Below are 20901 nucleotides of genomic sequence, written 5' to 3'. Positions count from 1 at the left end.
CTAACCCTATTGCCTTCGGTGGGTGATTAGCCAATAAATTCAAAGTCAGCCGTTTGAGTCCTTCGTGCCAAGCCTAACATATTATGTAGATCACAACTGCTTTAATCAAGGAAATCCTTGAGATTAAGCAATTATAGAGTGCCATTAACATAACGATTATTGAGGGGGTTCAGCCTTGAATGTTCAGAAAGGTCAGATTCAAGCACTCATCACCGAAATTGACGAGGTTCTTAGTCAGCCCAGCTTACGTTTGCCCTGGGTCGTTTTTGGCGAAACTGTCACACGCTCCCGTCAAGTCCTAGAGCGTGTCCGTAGGTATTTGGTCTTTCTTCAGGAACATACAGACGAGCAGGCTCTCGGTGTTACCTTGGAAGCCCATCAACCTTCTATATCCCCCGGAACGCGCGAACCTCTGTGGCAGGCAATCCGACGGGAAATGATTTATTTGCGGAGTAATTTGACTCAACCCCTTCAGGATGAGATCGATCGTTTGCGTACCGAACAACGCAATTTAATTCAAGAAATTCAACAATTAGAAGCCCGAAAAGCCCAAGCTATAGGACAAGTCCCTCCTCAACCCTATCAACAACAACTCAGTCGTGAATTTTTGCAAGAGTTCATGACCAGATTACAGGACAGTCTGATTCATAATGTGACCCAAACCCTGAACCATATTGAAACCCGATTTTTAGATTCGGTATTATTAACTGAATCCAACTCGCTGCCCGCCCTGGTTTCTGAAGCTGTGGACAGACCCCAAACAGCCCTCGACCCCCTGACTCCAGCCCAACGCCTGGAACAGATGCGACAGTTACAAGCGCAATCTGATCATTTACTGATGACCCTCGATTCCAGTCTGAGTGTGATTTTTGAGGCCTTGCAACGAAACCTCCAAACCTATTCTGATTCCCTTTCCCAAAGCTTAGAAAGGATGCACAGTCTGGGTAAACAGGGGGAGGTCATGTTTACCACCTTAGTCAACCAATTAGCCCAGCAGGTCGGTCAAGAAACGTCTTCCTATTTACAATCTTCATTACAATTAACTCAATCGGAAACCGCCTCGAACACGGATAATTTACCTTCTCCTGAGTCTGTGGTTTCTCCTCCCCAGGATTTTTCCTCCGCTTTTGAGGGACTCTTTCCCTATGCGGGGGCAGAAGTTCCTAGACAATCGACTCCTTCTGTTACTTCTAATGATGAGGATAACGAAGAACAGCTAAAAATTACCGATGAAGATGAATTCGAGGTTGCGTTTGAGACCATTGAGGGATTACCTACTCCCCCTATCGAAGATGGGTTAGATAGAACGCCAGAAAGCTCTCTTTCCCTCGATTGGGATGAGTCAATTGTAGAACAGTCCCTACCCGATGCCGATTCAGAATTAGAAAGTTTGTTTAATCTGGCGACGGAGCCAGAATCCTCGGCTGTGACTGCGGTGCCTCAAACACAAAATACTGATTTATTTGAGGATGATTTTGATGTCATTCAGGTACTAGATGAAGATGATGTTTCTGAAGAGATAGAAACCTTATTGCTAGATGAGGAAACCGATGTTCCAAGTCCTTCAACGGTCGAGAATGAATCAGAAATCCATTTAGACACCGAAGATTTATTTGGGGATGGGTCAACACCGAAAATCACAGCCATAGAATCGGAAAATATTGACACCGAATCCTTCGAGGAAACGGCTGATTTCTTGAGCTTAAATAGTTTAGATATATTCAGTCAACCGGATCAAAATGTTCCGATAGAATCTGATTTATCCTTAACCGCAGATGCTATCGATCCTGTATTCTTAGAGTCTGAGAACTTATTTACACCAGGATCTGAAGCAGAATTGGTGTCTCCTCTAACCGATGAAATTGTGGATTTGTCTTTTACTTCTGCACCGAATCCCTTTGAGGAAACCTTAGCAGATTTAAGTGATGTTTTTGAGGAACTCACCTTTGAGGAGGTTTCCTCCCCAAATTCTGATGTGATCTCGGCAAGAACCCAACAAGAACTCACCGGAATTACGAGTCCGATGGCATCTCCCTCTCCTATGGAAAGCCCAACAGTTAGTTGGGAGAAAGATGCTTATGTTCAAGCGTCCCCGAATGAAAATTTACTTCCCCTAAATTTGGAAGACGATAGTGAACAAGTCGATTCTCGTTTATTAATTGATCGCAATACTTTGGAACATTTAGAGGCAGATCTATTTAATTTAGAACAACCTGAAACCATTCCAATCTCCAAGAAAAATCCCGTAAAATCAACTTATTCCCAGCCTCAAGTTTCTACCCAAAAATCATCAGCAAAAACGAATTCAAAAGTATCTCAACCTGAAGAACTAATTACTTTTGAAGATTTATTTAGAGATATTGGGATGGAACCTCATTCAGATCAATCAGTTCCCTCTGTTTCCCTTGAATCCTTAAATAAACCAGCATCAGAAAAGCAAAATATTGCATCAACTCAAGGATTATCAGATTTAACTTTAGATGATGTTTTCAACAGTTTGAACTTGGCGGAGGAAAAAAACTTAAATTGGGACACCGAACAGGAGGAAGATTCTCTCAGTCTTGAAGCCTTGAGTCAGGAGTTTTTTAAAAACTGATAACTGATCACTGATAACTGATAACTGATTATGACTCAATGGTATTTAGGAATTGACTTAGGAACAACGGGAATATCCGCCGCCTTATTGCAGAGCGAAACCCAAAAAGTTTATCCTATTTATTGGCAAGCGGAACAGACAGAACTCTCTGGAATCGAGGATCTTCCCTTTACCTTTCGGCTAACGGCGTCAATTTACTATTTAGATCCACAGGAAAAAACCACTCAAGGCCTAATACAACGGTTTAAATCCTTATTAAACCTGGGAATTCCTTATCATTCAGTTAATTCTCCTGAATTAGCAGGGCTTCCCATGATTCATTGGTCAGAACAACAGTCCCTGCCCTTGGGGGGATTTCGAGAGGCCTGGACAGCTTTATTATCTACCTTACATCCCCATCGAATATTGTCTGGTCGCAGAATTTCCCCATCAAAGCAGCCTAATCGGGAAACTCCCCCAATCATGGCTTTACCTAATGTCTATACTGTGGGTGCTGTGGGACTCGATACGATCGAATTTCAGCAAGCATTAAATTGTTTAGATGGGGTGGTTTTAGGCTGTTCCACGGCCTCTACAGAAGCCTATCGTTTTAATCTTAGGGAAGCTGTATTAGCAGCAGGAATCATTAAACGTCCTGAACAAATTTTTATTATTGAGGATGCGATCGCAACTTTATTATATCAATTTTATCTCCATCCCCCCGATCCCGATAGCACAATTTTAATTATTAATATTGGTGCTACAACTACCGAAATAGCCCTAGCTAAACTCCCCCAGGATTTAACTGAATTTATGGCTTCCCAAGTGGTTTGTCATCATTTAGCCTATGCTGGAGATGCCTTAAATCAGGATATTATTACTCAACTTTTGATTCAGCCAGAGGGTTCACCCTTCCCCATATTTAATATTCCAGATGTGGAATTTCCTGAACCTGGACATCCTGATTTAGCCAAACGTTATCGTTTACAACAAATTTTACAGAGTGATTCTACGGGATTAAAGTTATTAGAAATTGCAGAAACTTTAAAATTTGAACTACAACAAAGCGATGTCCTTACCGACGCGAAGCACCGCTATACCCTAACATTAAATAATTATTCTTGGGAAGTTTCCCAACGAGATTTAGAACAAAAGATTTTTATTCCCTTTATTCAACAGTTAAATCGAGAACTCAACCATCTTTTCAGCACCCAGGGAATTTCTCCGATTAGAATTAGTCAAGCCATTTGCACAGGGGGAAATGGAACCTGGCCAACTTTTAGCCGTTGGTTACGCCAAAAATTACCAAATGCTTTGATTACCCAAGATAGTCCCCATGATCAAAATCATCGAGACAACAATTATTCCCATTGTAGTCGCTTGGCTTGGGGTTTAGCCGTATTACCCCTTTATTTTCAAGTCTTGGATATGTCTCGACATCAATACAGTGATTATTTTCTTTTAGCGGAACTATTGCGAGTGTTCAAAGAACAACCTTTATCTTTATCAGAAGTACATCAACTCTTAGAAAATCGCGGGGTCAATACCCGTTCTGTTTCAGATAGAATTATAGCAATTTTAAAGGGAAAATTACCTTCTGGTTTAATTCCCTCACCTTCTGATGCGATTTGGTTCACTTTAGAATCTCAAAAAAATCCTGATTATCAAGGTTTACTCGAAGGCGCATTATTTTATCAAGATGTCGATAATAATTATTTTATAAGTTTAGACCGCGCCGACCTGACCAGAAAATATTTAGCACAATTAAGTCTACATTCCCTACAAAATTGGGAAGAACCATTAATCAGTTATCAGTAAACAGTTATCAGTTATCAGTTATAGCAACCGCCAAGGCAGTTAGGACACCAGACGGATGTTGTAACCTAGACGGTGAAGTTCTTTTCCCCCTGTTCCCTCCCCCCTAGCCCCCCGTGCACGGGGGGTTTGCTCCCTGCTCCCTGCTATAAAAAGTACCGAGGGGGATTGACAAAACCCGCGGCTGATGCGACAATATTGTAATGCCAAGTGTGGGCATACTCTTGACTATTTAGTCAACATTGAAAATATCGGCAAAACTTCTTTGTGTCTTTGTGGTTAAATTAGTCTTGACCCCAGCAAAGATCCCAGATAACTGATTTATGAACTTACCGAATTGGATTACGATTTCCCGTTTGTTCGGAGTTCCATTTATACTTTATTATTTACATGATCCAACTGTTACTAATCGTTGGATTTGTTTAGGAATTTTTTTAATAGTAGCCAGCACCGATTGGTTAGATGGATATTTAGCTAGAAAACTCAATCAAGTTACAGATTTAGGAAAATTTCTTGATCCCTTAGTCGATAAATTATTAGTTTTCGCGCCCTTACTTGCCTTAATTGAGTTAGGAAAAATTCCCGCTTGGGGAGTATTCTTAATCCTAGCACGGGAACTCACAATTGCCGGATGGAGAGTCAATCAAACTCAAATTTCTGGAGCGAATATTTGGGGTAAACTAAAAACAGTTAGTCAAATTTTAGCGATCGCATTTTTAATAGCACCTTTACCTGAACCTTGGCAAACCCTCAGCTTAATCCTATTCTGGATAACCGTAGGATTAACCCTAATTTCAGGTTTAATTTATCTAATTCCTCAACCTTCCGTAAAATCAAGTCTTGAAAATATCAAAACCTAAAACAACCAAAATCTCAATCTTCCCCATCACCTATCACGGATTTCAGAGGATTACGCAGATTAACACAGATTAAAATCCGTGAAATCCGTGAAATCCTCTTAAATCCGTGATCCCTATTCCCCAATAAATATGGGGCGACAAAAGCCACCCCATATCATATCAAACTAGGAATTAGTAATCAAAATCGCCGCCCATACCAGCGCCAGCACCAGCAGGAGCGCCGTCTTTAGGTTCAGGTTTGTCAGCAACAATACACTCAGTTGTTAACACCATTCCAGCAATAGAAGCCGCGTTTTGCAGAGCAGAACGGGTAACTTTGGCAGGGTCAACAATACCCGCTTCAAACATATCCACAAATTCGTTAGAAGCCGCGTTGTAACCAACATTAAAGTCTTTTTCTTTAACTCGTTCAGCTACCACAGCACCGTTAACGCCTGCGTTTTCAGCAATTCGTTTCAGAGGCGCAGCCAAGGCACGGGACACAATTAAGGCCCCCGTTAAGGCTTCATGGGTCAGGTTAGCATTAGCCCATTCTTCCAGTTGAGGAGCTAAGTGGGCTAAAGTTGTGCCACCACCAGGAACGATACCTTCTTCAACGGCCGCTTTCGTGGCGTTGATGGCATCTTCCAGACGCAGCTTGCGATCTTTCATTTCGGTTTCGGTAGCCGCACCGACTTTGATCACAGCCACACCACCAGCTAATTTAGCCAAGCGTTCTTGGAGTTTTTCCCTGTCGTAGGAAGATTCGGTTTCTTCCATTTGACGGCGAATTTGCTCACAACGAGTTTTAACGGGGGCTTCATTGCCTTCAGCAACGATGGTGGTGTTATCTTTGGTCAGAGTGATCCGACGGGCTTTACCCAGCATATCCAGCTTGGTGTTTTCCAGTTTCAGACCAGCATCTTCGGTGATCAGTTGGCCACCTGTTAACACGGCGATATCTTCTAACATCGCTTTCCGGCGATCGCCAAAACCAGGCGCTTTCACCGCAGCCACATTCAGCACACCGCGCAGACGGTTAACCACCAGGGTTGCTAAGGCTTCTTTTTCAATATCTTCAGCGATAATCACCAAAGGACGGCCAGAACGGGCAACTTGCTCCAGAACAGGCACTAAGTCCTGAACTAAGGTGATTTTTTTATCGGTAATTAACAGATAGGGTTCTTCCAGAACTGCTTCCATCCGTTCGGTATCGGTGGCGAAGTAGGGGGAAATATAGCCTTTATCAAAGCGCATCCCTTCGGTAATTTCTAATTCGGTGGTCATGGATTTTCCTTCTTCCAAGGAAATCACGCCTTCTTTACCGACTTTATCCATCGCCGAAGCAATCATTTTACCGACTTCTTCGTCGTTTCCGGCAGAGATAGAACCGACCTGAGCGATCGCTTTGGAATCTTCCACTTGGCGAGCGTGTTCGGCGATTTTTTCTACCAAAAAGATAGTCGCTTTATCAATACCGCGTTTGAGTTCAATGGGGTTAGCACCCGCAGCAACGTTCCGCAGACCTTCTTTGACCATGGCGTGGGCTAGAACCGTTGCAGTGGTGGTTCCGTCGCCAGCAGCATCGTTGGTTTTGGAAGCGGCTTGACGAATCAAGGCAACTCCAGTATTTTCGATGTTATCTTCTAGTTCAATTTCTTTAGCAATGGTGACGCCATCATTCACAATTTGGGGCGCACCGAATTTTTTTTCTAATACGACGTTGCGACCTTTGGGGCCAAGGGTAACGGCAACGGCTTCCGCCAGGATATCCATACCACGCTCTAGGGCGCGACGAGCATTTTCGTTGTAAATAATACGTTTAGCCATGTTTTGTCTTCAGGTTTTAGGTTGATAATTAGAAATGAATTTCTCAAGGAGGGGGTTTTAACCGGGTAGATCAGATAACAAATTTGTGGTTTACGATCTAAGGTTAAAAACGCCGATTAGTTGACGATCGCTAAGATGTCTTTTTCTGCTAACAGAACATATTCTTCGGTACCAAGTTTGATGTCAGTGCCAGCGTATTTGGAGTAGAGAACTTTGTCACCGATGCTGACTTCTAATTCAGAGCGGGAACCATCTTCATTACGTTTGCCAGGGCCAACGGCCACCACTTCGCCGACTTGGGGTTTTTCTTTGGCGTTATCAGGCAGAAAAATTCCACCTGCTGTTTTTTCTTCGGACGCACTTACTTTAACGAAAACGCGCTCACCGAGGGGTTTAACGGTTGATACGCTTAGAGATACAGCAGCCATTTATTAGCCTCCACTTTATGTAAATATTCGGTGATCAGAGTTTTATGATTTCCTTTGAGGAATTCAAATTAGCACTCTCGACTCCTGAGTGCTAATTTACCGAAAAAAGCCTCCCCATTGCAACAGTCTAATTTGTACGGGTTCCCGAACAAGGGGGCGGGGGGAGTAGGGGAGTAGGGGGAGTCAACAACAGTTGGCTGAACTGTTTGGCGTTGATATTAGCTTGATAGTTAAGAGGAATTTTATTCTCGGATAACAGTCATTAATGTAGAGACGTGCAACGGCGCGTCTCTAATACTGATCTTTCCTGATGCAGTCCAACCTTGCTCAATCCCCTCATCAACATATCAACAGCTAACACCTGTACGCTTCAAAAACTGTTATGATATGGATTCCTGTTTTATTTCTATCGGCTAAAGGTCAAAGTCAGGATTTAGTTTCTAACCAACTGGATAAATCACCTACACTAGAAAAGTCGAAAATATCTTCAGCCAAAGCCGATAACTGCTCTGATGATAGCTGTGATAAACTATCTTCTATCTCTTGATTTAGTTCACCTAATTGCCGTTTTAATTGGCGTTTAATCAGATTTATTTTACCCCTTTGTTCACCAATTTGTTCACCAATTTCAATACCTTCAGCCCGTCCTTGAGTCAACCCTTGAGTCAACCCTTGAGTCAACCCTTCAGCCTTACCCAACTCAATAGCACCTATTCTTTCCCGTTCAAACTGTTCCCGCTTCTCCAAATCATCTACTTCCTCTAAACTTAAGTTTACCCGATCAGCGATCGCAAAAGCCTTCTCAATTTCCGGTACAATTAACATAGATTCTGGCACTACTTCTAAATCCGGTGCTTTGCGTAAAAAATAAAGCCATTTATCCGTAATAGTTGTTAATTCTTCCAGAGTTTTATTAAATTTGGGTAACTCCACAAATACTAATTTTAACGGACTATGTTGATAATTTACTTGTAACTCATCTTCCTTGAGCGTAAATTGTGAAATCACTTTATTGTGTTCATTAAACATGATAAAATCCGTCACAGCTACACCAATTGCTGCTCTTAATTCTGGATAAACTTCCCCTAATTTTAGTTGATTAACATACATTTTTGCCGTATTATAAAGAATCTTTTTGCCAAAAGCTGGGACATTAAACGCCTGCATTTCAATTAACACATTTTCGCCGTTATTCAGTTGAGCCTTAACATCAAAATAAGTAGTTTTTAAACCAGAAATTCTCCCTGGTGCGTAGGGATCAATAATTTCTAAAGAAGTGATAAAAGTCTCACCTTGATAGACAATAGCATTCAGAAAACTAATTAAAATATCTTGACTTTGATCCGAACCAAAGATTTTTTTAAAGGCGTAGTCTGTTTTGGGGTTAATGAATTTCATAGTGTTAGTGGAAAATAATATAGGTAGGGACTTAGGTAATACCTCAGTCATGTTCAACTAGGGCAATTAGTTTCCAGCCAACTGGATAAATCACCTACACTAGAAAAGTCAAAAATAGCCTCAGCCAAAGCTGATAATTGCTCTGAAGTTAGTTGTGATAAACTATCTTCTATTGATTGATTTAGTTCACCTAATTGCCGTTGTAATAGGCGTTTAATCAGATTTATTTTACCCCTTTGCTCACCAATTTGTTCACCCCTTTGTTCACCTCTTTGTTCACCAATTTGTTCACCAATTTGTATCCCTTCAGTTCGCCCTTCAGTTCGCCCTTCAGCCTTACCCAACTCAATAGCACCTATTCTTTCCCGTTCAAACTGTTCCCGCTTCTCCAAATCATCTACTTCCTCTAAACTTAAGTTTACCCGATCGGCGATCGCAAAAGCCTTCTCAATTTCCGGTACAATTAACATAGATTCTGGCACGACTTCTAAATCCGGTGCTTTGCGTAGAAAATAAAGCCATTTATCCGTAATATTACTCAATTCTTCCAGAGTTTTAGTAAATTTTGGTAACTCCACAAATACTAATTTTAACGGACTATGTTGATAATTTACTTGTAACTCATCTTCCTTGAGCGTAAATTGTGAAATCACTTTATTGTGTTCATTAAACATGATAAAATCCGTCACAGCTACACCAATTGCTGCTCTTAATTCTGGATAAACTTCCCCTAATTTTAGTTGATTAACATACATTTTTGCCGTATTATAAAGAATCCTCTTGCCAAAAGCTGGGACATTAAACGCCTGCATTTCAATTAACACATTTTCCCCATTATTCAGTTGAGCTTTGACATCAAAATAAGTAGTTTTTAAACCAGAAATTCTGCCAGGGGCGTAGGGATCAATAATTTCTAAAGAAGTGATGAAAGTCTCACCTTGATAGACAATGGCATTCAGGAAACTAATTAAAATATCTTGACTTTGATCGGAACCAAATATTTTTTTAAAGGCATAGTCAGTTTTGGGATTAATAAATTTCATAGTATCACCTGGAAATAATATAGTAAAGATTAACGCAGATGGTTATTTATATTTACTTTTTTTGACTATAACACAAACACATAAAATCAATTTATTCACGACAAATTTGCTAAAGATTACCTGGAAAAATTACTAATACTTAGGTGTTGACATCTACCTTTCGATAGATTTACAATATCATGGTTAGGGTTCTTACGCAGTTGGCGCATTGAACAAGAGGTACATAGTTGAACTTGGGCGCTTCTTAAGAGCGCTTCAGCGCAACTACATACCTAAGAATCAAATTCCTTTACAAAAAAAACCGCTAATTCACTATGACTAAGCAAATCATTTTTGTTGACCCCTCAGTACAAGACCATCAAAGCCTATATCAAAGCCTAATTAATAACGCCGATGATACTCAAATCGTCATTCTCAATGAAAGTTTGAGCGGTATCGAACAAATTACCAATACCTTAGCCAATCAAAAAGATATTGAATCTGTACAAATACTTTCTCACGGCAACCAAGGCAGTTTAAAACTGGGTACTGATGTACTGAATGGGACTGATATAGAAAATTTCAACATTCAGCTACAACAGTGGGGAAATGCTCTAACAGAAAATGGCGATATCCTATTATATGGATGTGAAGTAGCCGCCGGAGAAACTGGCAAGAATTTTATCAAACAATTGAGTGAAATCACCGGGGCGGATGTCGCAGCATCTAATGACTTAACCGGAAATCAAGCCTTGGGTGGCGACTGGGATTTAGAAATAGCAACGGGCAATATAGAAGCCGCCGTTCCCTTTAATCAGAAGGCGATGGCAGATTATGACTATACACTGGCTAACTTTGATGTCTCGGTGGCAACGGATGATGGCACTGGCACTGTAGCAGGCACATTAAGCAAAGCCATTTTAGATGCGAATACCGCAGCAGGGGATGACACTATTACCCTTACTACAAATGTCCGGTTTACGGCAGTTCCCCAAGTTCTGATTGACAGCAATATCGCCTTTATTGGTGGCAATTTTACCGTTAGCGGGGATGTCAATAACAATAGTAGCAATGATGCGGGTGATGTTCGTCCCTTCTTCATCAAGTCTGGAACTGTTAGCTTCTCCAACCTAACCATTACCGGAGGCAGGGCACAAGGCGGAAATGGCAGCGGGACTAACAGCGGCGGCGGTGGCGGCGCTGCTGGTATGGGTGGCGCGTTATTTATCTATAACGGTGATGTGACAATTGATAATGTCATTTTTACCAGTAACCAGGCGATCGGCGGGAGTAGCGCCAATAATAATAGATTCTTAGCCGGCGGTGGCGGTTTTGGTGGTAACAGCGGAGTTGGGATGGCTGGCTCTAGTGGCGGCAACGGCGGCGGCGGGTTTGGCGGCAACGGCGGCAGTAACACTAACGCCTCCTCCATCGGTGGAAATGGTGGTTCTGGCGGGGCTTTCGGCGGTAGCGGTGGAGCTGGCGGTAATCGCACGAATGGCGGTAATGGCACTGGCGGCGGCGGTGGCGGCGGCGGTTTTAACTGGACCAACGGAGGCAACGGTGCATTCGGCGGCGGCGGCGGTTCTGCGGGCGACCAATCCTCTTTAAGTGGTGGTTGGGGTGGCTTTGGCGGCGGCGGCGGCGCGGCGGCGGGCTCAGGTGGCAGAGGTGGCTTTGGCGGCGGCGGCGGCGTGAGTATTCACACTAACACCCCAGGCGCAGGCGGCTTTGGCGGTGGCGCCGGTGGCAGGACTACAAACTATTCCCCTCTGCTGCCTGGTGGTGGCGGTGCCGGAATGGGGGGCGCGATTTTTGTCAGAGAAGGCTCTTTAACGCTACAAAACACAACCTTCACCAACAACACCACGACAGGCGGCACAGGAGCGAATAATGGCAAAGCCCTGGCAGGTGCGATTTTCGTGTTGGATGCAGCCGCACAAACCGCACAAACCACCCAAGGCAACACACAGGGAATGCCAGCGGCTCTTCCCACTGTCAATGTTGTTGGTTATCTCCGCAGCAGCGGCAACAGTGCTGCTCAGAACGCAAGCGCTACTACAGATAATAACGATATCTACGGCAGCCTCAATACAGCACCCACCCTTGCGGATACGGCTGTCACCCTCACTTCTGTTCTAGAAGATGCGGTTGCGCCCACAGGAGCCGTTGGGACGCTGGTTTCCCAAATCGTCAGTTTAGGCGGGAACGTCACCGACCCCAATACATCACCCCTCACCGGCATCGCCCTCACCGCCGCCGACACCACAAACGGCAGTTGGTTCTACACGATCGATGGCGGCACCACCTGGAACCCATTAGGAGCAGTATCCAGTACCAGCGCTCGCTTGCTAGCTGCAGATGCCAATACCCGCATATACTTCCAACCAAACACCAACTACTTCGGCACCCTTACCAACGCCATAACCTTTCAAGCCTGGGATCAAGTCGCAGGCACCAATGGCAGCACAGCCAACACCAACATCAAAATCGGTATCAGCACCGCCACCGACACCGCAGCCATCATCGTTACCCCCGTTAACGACATTCCCAGCTTCACCGCCACCGACCCAACCGCAGTTAACGAAGATAGCGGGGCGCAAACAGTAGCAAATTGGGCAACATTCAGCGCCGGCCCCACCAACGAATCCGCCCAAACAGCCACTTATACTGTGAGTAATATCAGCACTCCTAGCTTATTTGCTACAGTGCCAACAATAGACGCAAGCGGGAATCTTACCTATACCCCCGCCGCCGATGCCAACGGCACTTCTACCTTTGATGTTGTAGTCCAAGATAACGGCGGTACCCCAGGTGTTGATACTTCCACAGTACAAAACTTTAGTATTACCGTTAATCCTGTCAACGACAAACCCAGTTTTAGTAACGCTGGCAACCAGATCCTAACAGCTTGGACAAACACAGTTCAAACTGTTAGCAACTGGGCAAATACTGTTATCTTCGGCCCCGCGAATGAATCAACTCAAGCTGTTAGCAACTATACCCTTACTAACACCGACAATACCTTATTTACCATTCAACCAAGTGTAGCAACCGATGGCACACTGACCTACACTCCCAGTGGTAAACCCGGTACTGCTACCGTGAGTGTGCAACTGCAAGATGACGGCGGTACGGCGAATACTGGTGATGTTGACCTTTCTGATGCAGCTACTTTTAATATTACCGTTCCCGCACCGAAAGTTAACCTTACTGCCAGCACAACTACTGCTAGTGAAGCCGGGACAACAGCTATTACCTTTACCGCCACTGCTGAAGGTAATGTCGTCGGCAATCAAACCATTGATTTAGCATTAACTGGTACTGCTAGTGCGGCTGACTTTACTGGTGCTATTCCCACTCAAATAACCATCCCAGATGGCAATAGTACGGGACAAGTAACCATCACAGTTAATGATGATTTGATTGCTGAAGGTGATGAAACAGGTATCTTAACAATTAGCAACCCGTCAACAGGAATAGCATTAGGAACTACTAACCAAAGTGTGACGATTACTGATAATGATACGAAAGGCATCACTGTCACTCCCACCACAGTTTTAACTACCACCGAAGCCGGGGGAAATGCCACATTTACAGTAGTTTTAAATAGTCAACCAACCGCCGATGTCACCATCCCATTAACTAGCAGTAACAGTGCTGAAGGTACGGTAGATAAATCCAGTTTAACCTTCACAGCAGCTAACTGGAATACTCCCCAAACCGTCACAGTTACCGGAGTAGATGATTTAGTTGTTGATGGGAATATTGCCTACAATATTGTTACTGCGGCGGCTACCAGTACCGATACTAATTATAGTGGTGTTAATGCTACCGATGTCGCAGTTAGTAATACTGATAACGATACCAAAGGCATTACAGTTACACCAACCACAGGTTTAACCACCACCGAAGCCGGGGGAAATGCCACATTTACAGTAGTTTTAAATAGCCAACCCACAGCCGATGTCACCATCCCATTAACTAGCAGTAACATCGCCGAAGGTACAATAGACAAAACCAGTTTAACCTTCACCACTGCTAACTGGAATACTCCCCAAACCGTCACAGTTACCGGAGTAGATGATTTAGTTGTTGATGGGAATATTGCCTACAATATTGTTACTGCGGCGGCTACCAGTACCGATACTAATTATAGTGGTGTTGATGCTACCGATGTTGCAGTTAGTAATACTGATAACGATACCAAAGGCATTACAGTTACACCCACCACAGGTTTAACCACCACCGAAGCCGGGGGAAATGCCACATTTACAGTAGTTCTAAATAGCCAACCAACAGCCAATGTCACCATTCCATTAACTAGCAGTAACACCGCCGAAGGTACGATAGATAAATCCAGTTTAACCTTCACCACTGCTAACTGGAATGTGGCACAAACAGTCACAGTTACCGGAGTAGAGGATTTAGTAGATGATGGAGATATTGCCTACAATATTGTTACGGCGGCAGCTACCAGTACCGATGCTAATTATAGTGGTTTTGATGCTTCAGATGTGGCAGTTACTAATACTGATAATGATACGAAAGGCATTACAGTTACACCCACCACAGGTTTAACCACCACCGAAGCCGGGGGAAATGCCACATTTACAGTAGTTTTAAATAGCCAACCCACAGCCGATGTCACCATCCCATTAACTAGCAGTAACATCGCCGAAGGTACAATAGACAAAACCAGTTTAACCTTCACCACTGCTAACTGGAATACTCCCCAAACCGTCACAGTTACCGGAGTAGATGATTTAGTTGTTGATGGGAATATTGCCTACAATATTGTTACTGCGGCGGCTACCAGTACCGATACTAATTATAGTGGTGTTGATGCTACCGATGTTGCAGTTAGTAATACTGATAACGATACCAAAGGCATTACAGTTACACCCACCACAGGTTTAACCACCACCGAAGCCGGGGGAAATGCCACATTTACAGTAGTTCTAAATAGCCAACCAACAGCCAATGTCACCATTCCATTAACTAGCAGTAACACCGCCGAAGGTACGATAGATAAATCCAGTTTAACCTTCACCACTGCTAACTGGAATGTGGCACAAACAGTCACAGTTACCGGAGTAGAGGATTTAGTAGATGATGGAGATATTGCCTACAATATTGTTACGGCGGCAGCTACCAGTACCGATGCTAATTATAGTGGTTTTGATGCTTCAGATGTGGCAGTTACTAATACTGATAATGATACGAAAGGCATTACAGTTACACCCACCACAGGTTTAACCACAACAGAAGCGGGAGGTACGGCTAATTTTACAGTAGTTCTAAATAGCCAACCAACAGCCGATGTCACCATCCCATTAACTAGCAGTAACACCGCCGAAGGTACGATAGATAAATCCAGTTTAACCTTCACAGCAGCTAACTGGAATACTCCCCAAACCGTCACCATTACCGGAGTAGATGATTTAGTTGTTGATGGGAATATTGCCTACAATATTGTTACTGCGGCAGCTACCAGTACCGATACTAATTATAGTGGTGTTGATGCTACCGATGTTGCAGTTAGTAATACTGATAACGATACCAAAGGCATTACAGTTACACCCACCACAGGTTTAACCACCACAGAAGCGGGAGAACTGCTACATTTACAGTAGTTCTAAATAGTCAACCCACAGCCGATGTCACCATCCCATTAACTAGCAGTAACACCGCCGAAGGTACGATAGATAAATCCAGTTTAACCTTCACCACTGCTAACTGGAATACTCCCCAAACCGTCACCATTACCGGAGTAGATGATTTAGTTGTTGATGGGAATATTGCCTACAATATTGTTACTGCGGCAGCTACCAGTACCGATACTAATTATAGTGGTGTTGATGCTACCGATGTTGCAGTTAGTAATACTGATAACGATACCAAAGGCATTACAGTTACACCCACCACAGGTTTAACCACCACAGAAGCGGGAGAACTGCTACATTTACAGTAGTTCTAAATAGTCAACCCACAGCCGATGTCACCATCCCATTAACTAGCAGTAACACCGCCGAAGGTACGATAGATAAATCCAGTTTAACCTTCACCACTGCTAACTGGAATACTCCCCAAACCGTCACCATTACCGGAGTAGATGATTTAGTTGTTGATGGGAATATTGCCTACAATATTGTTACTGCGGCAGCTACCAGTACCGATACTAATTATAGTGGTGTTGATGCTACCGATGTTGCAGTTAGTAATACTGATAACGATACCAAAGGCATTACAGTTACACCCACCACAGGTTTAACCACCACAGAAGCGGGAGAACTGCTACATTTACAGTAGTTCTAAATAGTCAACCCACAGCCGATGTCACCATCCCATTAACTAGCAGTAACACCGCCGAAGGTACGATAGATAAATCCAGTTTAACCTTCACCACTGCTAACTGGAATACTCCCCAAACCGTCACCATTACCGGAGTAGATGATTTAGTTGTTGATGGGAATATTGCCTACAATATTGTTACTGCGGCAGCTACCAGTACCGATACTAATTATAGTGGTGTTGATGCTACCGATGTTGCAGTTAGTAATACTGATAACGATACCAAAGGCATTACAGTTACACCCACCACAGGTTTAACCACCACAGAAGCGGGAGAACTGCTACATTTACAGTAGTTCTAAATAGTCAACCCACAGCCGATGTCACCATCCCATTAACTAGCAGTAACACCGCCGAAGGTACGATAGATAAATCCAGTTTAACCTTCACCACTGCTAACTGGAATACTCCCCAAACCGTCACCATTACCGGAGTAGATGATTTAGTTGTTGATGGGAATATTGCCTACAATATTGTTACTGCGGCAGCTACCAGTACCGATACTAATTATAGTGGTGTTGATGCTACCGATGTTGCAGTTAGTAATACTGATAACGATACCAAAGGCATTACAGTTACACCAACCACAGGTTTAACCACCACAGAAGCGGGAGGTACGGCTAATTTTACAGTAGTTCTAAATAGCCAACCAACAGCCAATGTCACCATCCCATTAACTAGCAGCAATACCGCCGAAGGTACGATAGATAAATCCAGTTTAACCTTCACAGCAGCTAACTGGAATGTGGCACAAACAGTCACCGTTACCGGAGTAGATGATTTAGTTGTTGATGGGAATATTGCCTACAATATTGTTACTGCGGCAGCTACCAGTACCGATACTAATTATAGTGGTGTTGATGCTACCGATGTTGCAGTTAGTAATACTGATAACGATACCAAAGGCATTACAGTTACACCCACCACAGGTTTAACCACCACAGAAGCGGGAGGTACGGCTAATTTTACAGTAGTTCTAAATAGTCAACCCACAGCCGATGTCACCATCCCATTAACTAGCAGTAACACCGCCGAAGGTACGATAGATAAATCCAGTTTAACCTTCACAGCAGCTAACTGGAATGTGGCACAAACAGTCACCGTTACCGGAGTAGATGATTTAGTTGTTGATGGAGATATTGCCTACAATATTGTTACTGCGGCAGCTACCAGTACCGATACCAATTACAGTGGTGTTGATGCTACCGATGTTGCAGTTACTAATACCGATAACGATACCAAAGGCATTACAGTTACACCCACCACAGGTTTAACCACCACCGAAGCCGGGGGAACTGCTACATTTACAGTAGTTCTAAATAGTCAACCCACAGCCGATGTCACCATCCCATTAACTAGCAGTAACACCGCCGAAGGTACGATAGATAAATCCAGTTTAACCTTCACCACTGCTAACTGGAATACTCCCCAAACCGTCACCATTACCGGAGTAGATGATTTAGTAGATGATGGGAATATTGCCTACAATATTGTTACTGCGGCGGCTACCAGTACCGATACCAATTACAGTGGTGTTGATGCTACGGATGTCGCAGTTACTAATGTAGCTTCCACACCAGTTCCAACGGTAACTCCGACCCCAATTCCAACCGTAGCACCGACACCAGTTCCAACCGTAACTCCGACCCCAATTCCAACTGTAACTCCGACCCCAATTCCAACCGTAACTCCGACACCAGTTCCAACAGTTGCACCTACCCCAGTTCCAACAGTTGCACCTACCCCAGTTCCAACAGTTGCACCTACCCCAGTTCCAACCGTAACTCCGACACCAGTTCCAACCGTAACTCCGACCCCAATTCCAACCGTAGCACCGACCCCAATTCCAACCGTAGCACCGACACCAGTTCCAACCGTAGCACCGACACCAGTTCCAACCGTAGCACCGACACCAATTCCAACCGTAACTCCGACACCAGTTCCAACCGTAACTCCGACACCAGTTCCAACAGTTGCACCTACCCCAGTTCCAACGGTAACTCCAACCCCAATTCCAACGGTAACTCCAACACCAGTTCCAACGGTAACTCCGACACCGGAACCAACGGTAACTCCGACCCCAGTTCCAACAGTTGCACCGACACCGGAACCAACGGTAACTCCGACCCCGGAACCAACAGTTGCACCGACCCCAGTTCCAACGGTAACTCCAACCCCAATTCCAACAGTTGCACCGACACCAGTTCCAACAGTTGCACCTACCCCAGTTCCAACAGTTGCACCTACCCCAGTTCCAACAGTTGCACCTACCCCAGTTCCAACAGTTGCACCTACCCCAGTTCCAACAGTTGCACCTACCCCAGTTCCAACAGTTGCACCGACACCAGTTCCAACCGTAACTCCAACACCGGAACCAATACCGAGTCCCACACCGGAACGAATTCTCGAAACTCCGGTATTCAATGGCAGTGTGGATATCTATGACTCCACCAATTTTATAACAACCATCGAATTTCCTACCCTAGAAGTCAAGGTTACCGACAATAAACCCATATCAGATACAGCAGAAGCCGATGTCATCTTTGCCTTAGAAGCTAACGACAACATCGAAACCGGAGAGGGGAACGACTACATCAACGGAAATGAAGGGAATGACTTCATTAATGCGGGCAATGGTAACGATACCGTCCTCGGTGGCAAAGATAACGACCAAATCATCGGAAATGATGGAGCAGATGAACTCTACGGGAACTTGGGTAACGACATCATTACGGGTAATGGCGGGAATGATTGGATTAACGGCAACCTAGGAGAAGACCTGATTGATGGAGGTGATGGAGAGGATATTATCTTTGGAGGCCAAGACAATGACTCAATTAAAGGTGACAACGGAGATGATATTATCTTTGGAAACCAAGGAGAAGACATAATAGAAGGAAACGAAGGTGATGATCTCCTCTTTGGTAACGAAGCCAATGACATCATTTCGGGTAATTCAGGAGACGACATGATTTATGGCGGTCAGGGCAATGAACTTCTCGACGGCAGCGAAGGCAATGATTTGCTCTCGGGTGATGAAGGTGATGATACCCTCGATGGCGGAGAAGGCAACGATATTCTCACTGGAGGTCAGGGTAATGACTGGTTAGTGGGAGCCGGGGGCGATGACACCCTAACTGGTGGTGCGGGCAATGACCGCTTCTATCTGGCTAGTAGTTTTGGAAATAACCTAATTACCGACTTTACTAACGGAGAGGATATTATCGCTTTAACCGGAGGTTTAACTTTTGAACAGTTACAAATTACCTCTTTTAACGGCTCCACCCTAATTAAAATAGCCAGTAGTCAACAACAGTTGGCTGAACTGTTTGGGGTCGATAGCAGCTTGATAGGTAAAAGTAATTTTGTTCTAGGATAACAGTCATTATTGTAGAGACGTGCCACGGCGCGTCTCTAATACTGATCATTTTTTACCCGGGTGTGGGTTTACTACTTCATGCTTTAATTATAGAAATAACCCAATCAAATGTTTTTAGGACTTGTTGTAATACGGTTTTATCTTCTAAGTTGGATAACTGTAATGTTGGCTCTCTATATTCCGTAGGTTCTAAAGGGAGAGATAAACCGATCGCACTCAATTTATTTCTGAGTTCTAACCATTTTTCCTGTCGATCAAAAGGTGGTTGAGAACCATATTTATTAGAAGAAATTTCTAAACGTCCAGAAATATCAACGGTAAATAACTTTAACTGTTTTCGACCTTTTTCTTTTTGGTTTAATAAAGCCGTAAATCCACCATAAACATCTCCTGTCCCCCATTGTATAATAACTTCCGGTTCCTGAATTTTTGCCCAATTATGAATTTCCTGGGCTATTTGTGTTTCATCCTCTCCCCGACGCAAGTGGAGTTCTTCAAAAAACGAAACCTCATCCCAGCGACGACGTTCTCCCGTGGCGCTAGATTTTTTTTGTTGGGCTTCGGCGGTTTGACCAATTAATCGCGGAACAAGGGTTTTCAAACCATCCTGACTGACATATTGTTTAATTTCTAAAGCCAAAACCTCGACTAAATCCGTTTGTTTATTCAGAAATTCAACTACCCTTCTTAATGGACTGGTAATTTCATCCGCCACAAAGACTAAACGCAGTTTTCCCGCTTGCAGATTGGTTTTAACTTTTTGCCAAAATCCATCTTCATTTAGATCTGAACCCAAAAAATCTTCAAACACTTGTTCAGGATCTCGACCTTGATCTCGACAGTTAGCTTCAAATTGAGAAATGATAGATTCTATCGGCCAATATAATCCTAAATTTGCCGCATTATCTAACATTTGACCAATCATTTTTTGTCGAGTTTCCACATTGCGACTGCGTTTAACTGTAACCAGCGTAGGAATAGAATCTTGATCCAGAAATAAATGATCCATTGACCAACGACTCCCATTATCTTCCTCAGCCGGAAGGGTTACGTCCCGGGAGATTAATAACCATCGTCGTAAAGATTTACCATGGCGCGTCTGTACCCGATCAATTTCATCCCCCGCTAAAAGATTGGGATAAGTTTCTAATAATTCCTGTATTTGATCTTCAGAATCGTAGGGCTGTTCCATCATTTCAACGAGCCGATCATCATCCTGAATCAGATAAATCCCTCCGCCCATATTATTTACCTTTTTAAC

Annotated in this window: 11 protein-coding genes; 5 read left to right on the top strand and 6 right to left on the bottom strand. The window is 43.7% G+C overall.

Annotated elements, in window-relative coordinates; genetic code table 11:
- Positions 1-175: 175 nt before the first annotated feature.
- From NMG86_RS13240 to pgsA, 3 genes are all read left to right on the top strand, one after another.
- Positions 176-2596, top strand: coding sequence for a hypothetical protein (locus NMG86_RS13240; protein ID WP_026797826.1), 2421 nt, complete (start codon positions 176-178; stop codon positions 2594-2596).
- Between the two features lie 30 nt (positions 2597-2626).
- Complete coding sequence (locus tag NMG86_RS13235; RefSeq protein ID WP_042152197.1) at positions 2627-4393, top strand: acetate and sugar kinases/Hsc70/actin family protein; 1767 nt, start codon at positions 2627-2629, stop codon at positions 4391-4393.
- A 320-nt stretch (positions 4394-4713) separates the two neighbouring features.
- Positions 4714-5250, top strand: coding sequence for a CDP-diacylglycerol--glycerol-3-phosphate 3-phosphatidyltransferase (gene pgsA, locus NMG86_RS13230; protein ID WP_026797825.1), 537 nt, complete (start codon positions 4714-4716; stop codon positions 5248-5250).
- Positions 5251-5421: 171 nt separating this feature from the next.
- Here pgsA and groL read toward each other — a convergent pair whose 3' ends face one another.
- From groL to NMG86_RS13210, 4 genes are all read right to left on the bottom strand, one after another.
- Positions 5422-7059, bottom strand: coding sequence for a chaperonin GroEL (groL, locus tag NMG86_RS13225; protein WP_026797824.1), 1638 nt, complete (start codon positions 7057-7059; stop codon positions 5422-5424).
- 116 nt (positions 7060-7175) lie between these two features.
- The gene (groES, locus tag NMG86_RS13220) at positions 7176-7487 is read right to left on the bottom strand and encodes a co-chaperone GroES (RefSeq protein WP_026794087.1); all 312 of its coding nucleotides are present in this window, start codon (positions 7485-7487) and stop codon (positions 7176-7178) included.
- A 426-nt stretch (positions 7488-7913) separates the two neighbouring features.
- Positions 7914-8885, bottom strand: a complete 972-nt coding sequence (locus NMG86_RS13215; RefSeq protein WP_026798653.1) for an Rpn family recombination-promoting nuclease/putative transposase — start codon at positions 8883-8885, stop codon at positions 7914-7916.
- 53 nt (positions 8886-8938) lie between these two features.
- Complete coding sequence (locus NMG86_RS13210) at positions 8939-9928, bottom strand: Rpn family recombination-promoting nuclease/putative transposase (RefSeq protein ID WP_026798654.1); 990 nt, start codon at positions 9926-9928, stop codon at positions 8939-8941.
- Between the two features lie 314 nt (positions 9929-10242).
- Here NMG86_RS13210 and NMG86_RS13205 point away from each other — a divergent pair, with 314 nt between their 5' ends.
- A complete protein-coding gene (locus tag NMG86_RS13205; protein WP_499103711.1) occupies positions 10243-15543 on the top strand; it encodes a DUF4347 domain-containing protein in 5301 nt (1766 codons plus the stop codon).
- Positions 15544-16768: 1225 nt separating this feature from the next.
- On the opposite strand, the gene NMG86_RS13200 is transcribed toward NMG86_RS13205, so the two are convergent.
- Positions 16769-16990 carry a hypothetical protein gene (locus NMG86_RS13200; RefSeq protein ID WP_499103710.1) on the bottom strand — a complete coding sequence of 74 codons (222 nt, stop codon included), beginning with the start codon at positions 16988-16990 and terminating at the stop codon, positions 16769-16771.
- Between the two features lie 16 nt (positions 16991-17006).
- Between NMG86_RS13200 and NMG86_RS13195 the strand changes: the two genes are divergently transcribed.
- Positions 17007-19640, top strand: a complete 2634-nt coding sequence (locus NMG86_RS13195; RefSeq protein WP_499103709.1) for a calcium-binding protein — start codon at positions 17007-17009, stop codon at positions 19638-19640.
- Between the two features lie 76 nt (positions 19641-19716).
- On the opposite strand, the gene NMG86_RS13190 is transcribed toward NMG86_RS13195, so the two are convergent.
- Positions 19717-20883, bottom strand: coding sequence for a hypothetical protein (locus NMG86_RS13190; protein WP_026797822.1), 1167 nt, complete (start codon positions 20881-20883; stop codon positions 19717-19719).
- Positions 20884-20901 lie beyond the last annotated feature (18 nt).

The organism is Planktothrix rubescens CCAP 1459/22 (assembly GCA_904830895.1).
Lineage (GTDB): Bacteria > Cyanobacteriota > Cyanobacteriia > Cyanobacteriales > Microcoleaceae > Planktothrix > Planktothrix agardhii.
This window is presented reverse-complemented; position numbering and strand designations above follow the sequence as displayed.

Bases quoted from the DNA above. Each gene is read 5' to 3' on its own strand.
- NMG86_RS13235 (WP_042152197.1), top strand. From the start codon at position 2,627: ATGACTCAATGGTATTTAGGAATTGACTTAGGAACAACGGGAATATCC.
- pgsA (WP_026797825.1), top strand. From the start codon at position 4,714: ATGAACTTACCGAATTGGATTACGATTTCCCGTTTGTTCGGAGTTCCA.
- groL (WP_026797824.1), bottom strand. From the start codon at position 7,059: ATGGCTAAACGTATTATTTACAACGAAAATGCTCGTCGCGCCCTAGAG.
- groES (WP_026794087.1), bottom strand. From the start codon at position 7,487: ATGGCTGCTGTATCTCTAAGCGTATCAACCGTTAAACCCCTCGGTGAG.
- NMG86_RS13215 (WP_026798653.1), bottom strand. From the start codon at position 8,885: ATGAAATTCATTAACCCCAAAACAGACTACGCCTTTAAAAAAATCTTT.
- NMG86_RS13210 (WP_026798654.1), bottom strand. From the start codon at position 9,928: ATGAAATTTATTAATCCCAAAACTGACTATGCCTTTAAAAAAATATTT.
- NMG86_RS13205 (WP_499103711.1), top strand. From the start codon at position 10,243: ATGACTAAGCAAATCATTTTTGTTGACCCCTCAGTACAAGACCATCAA.
- NMG86_RS13190 (WP_026797822.1), bottom strand. From the start codon at position 20,883: ATGGGCGGAGGGATTTATCTGATTCAGGATGATGATCGGCTCGTTGAA.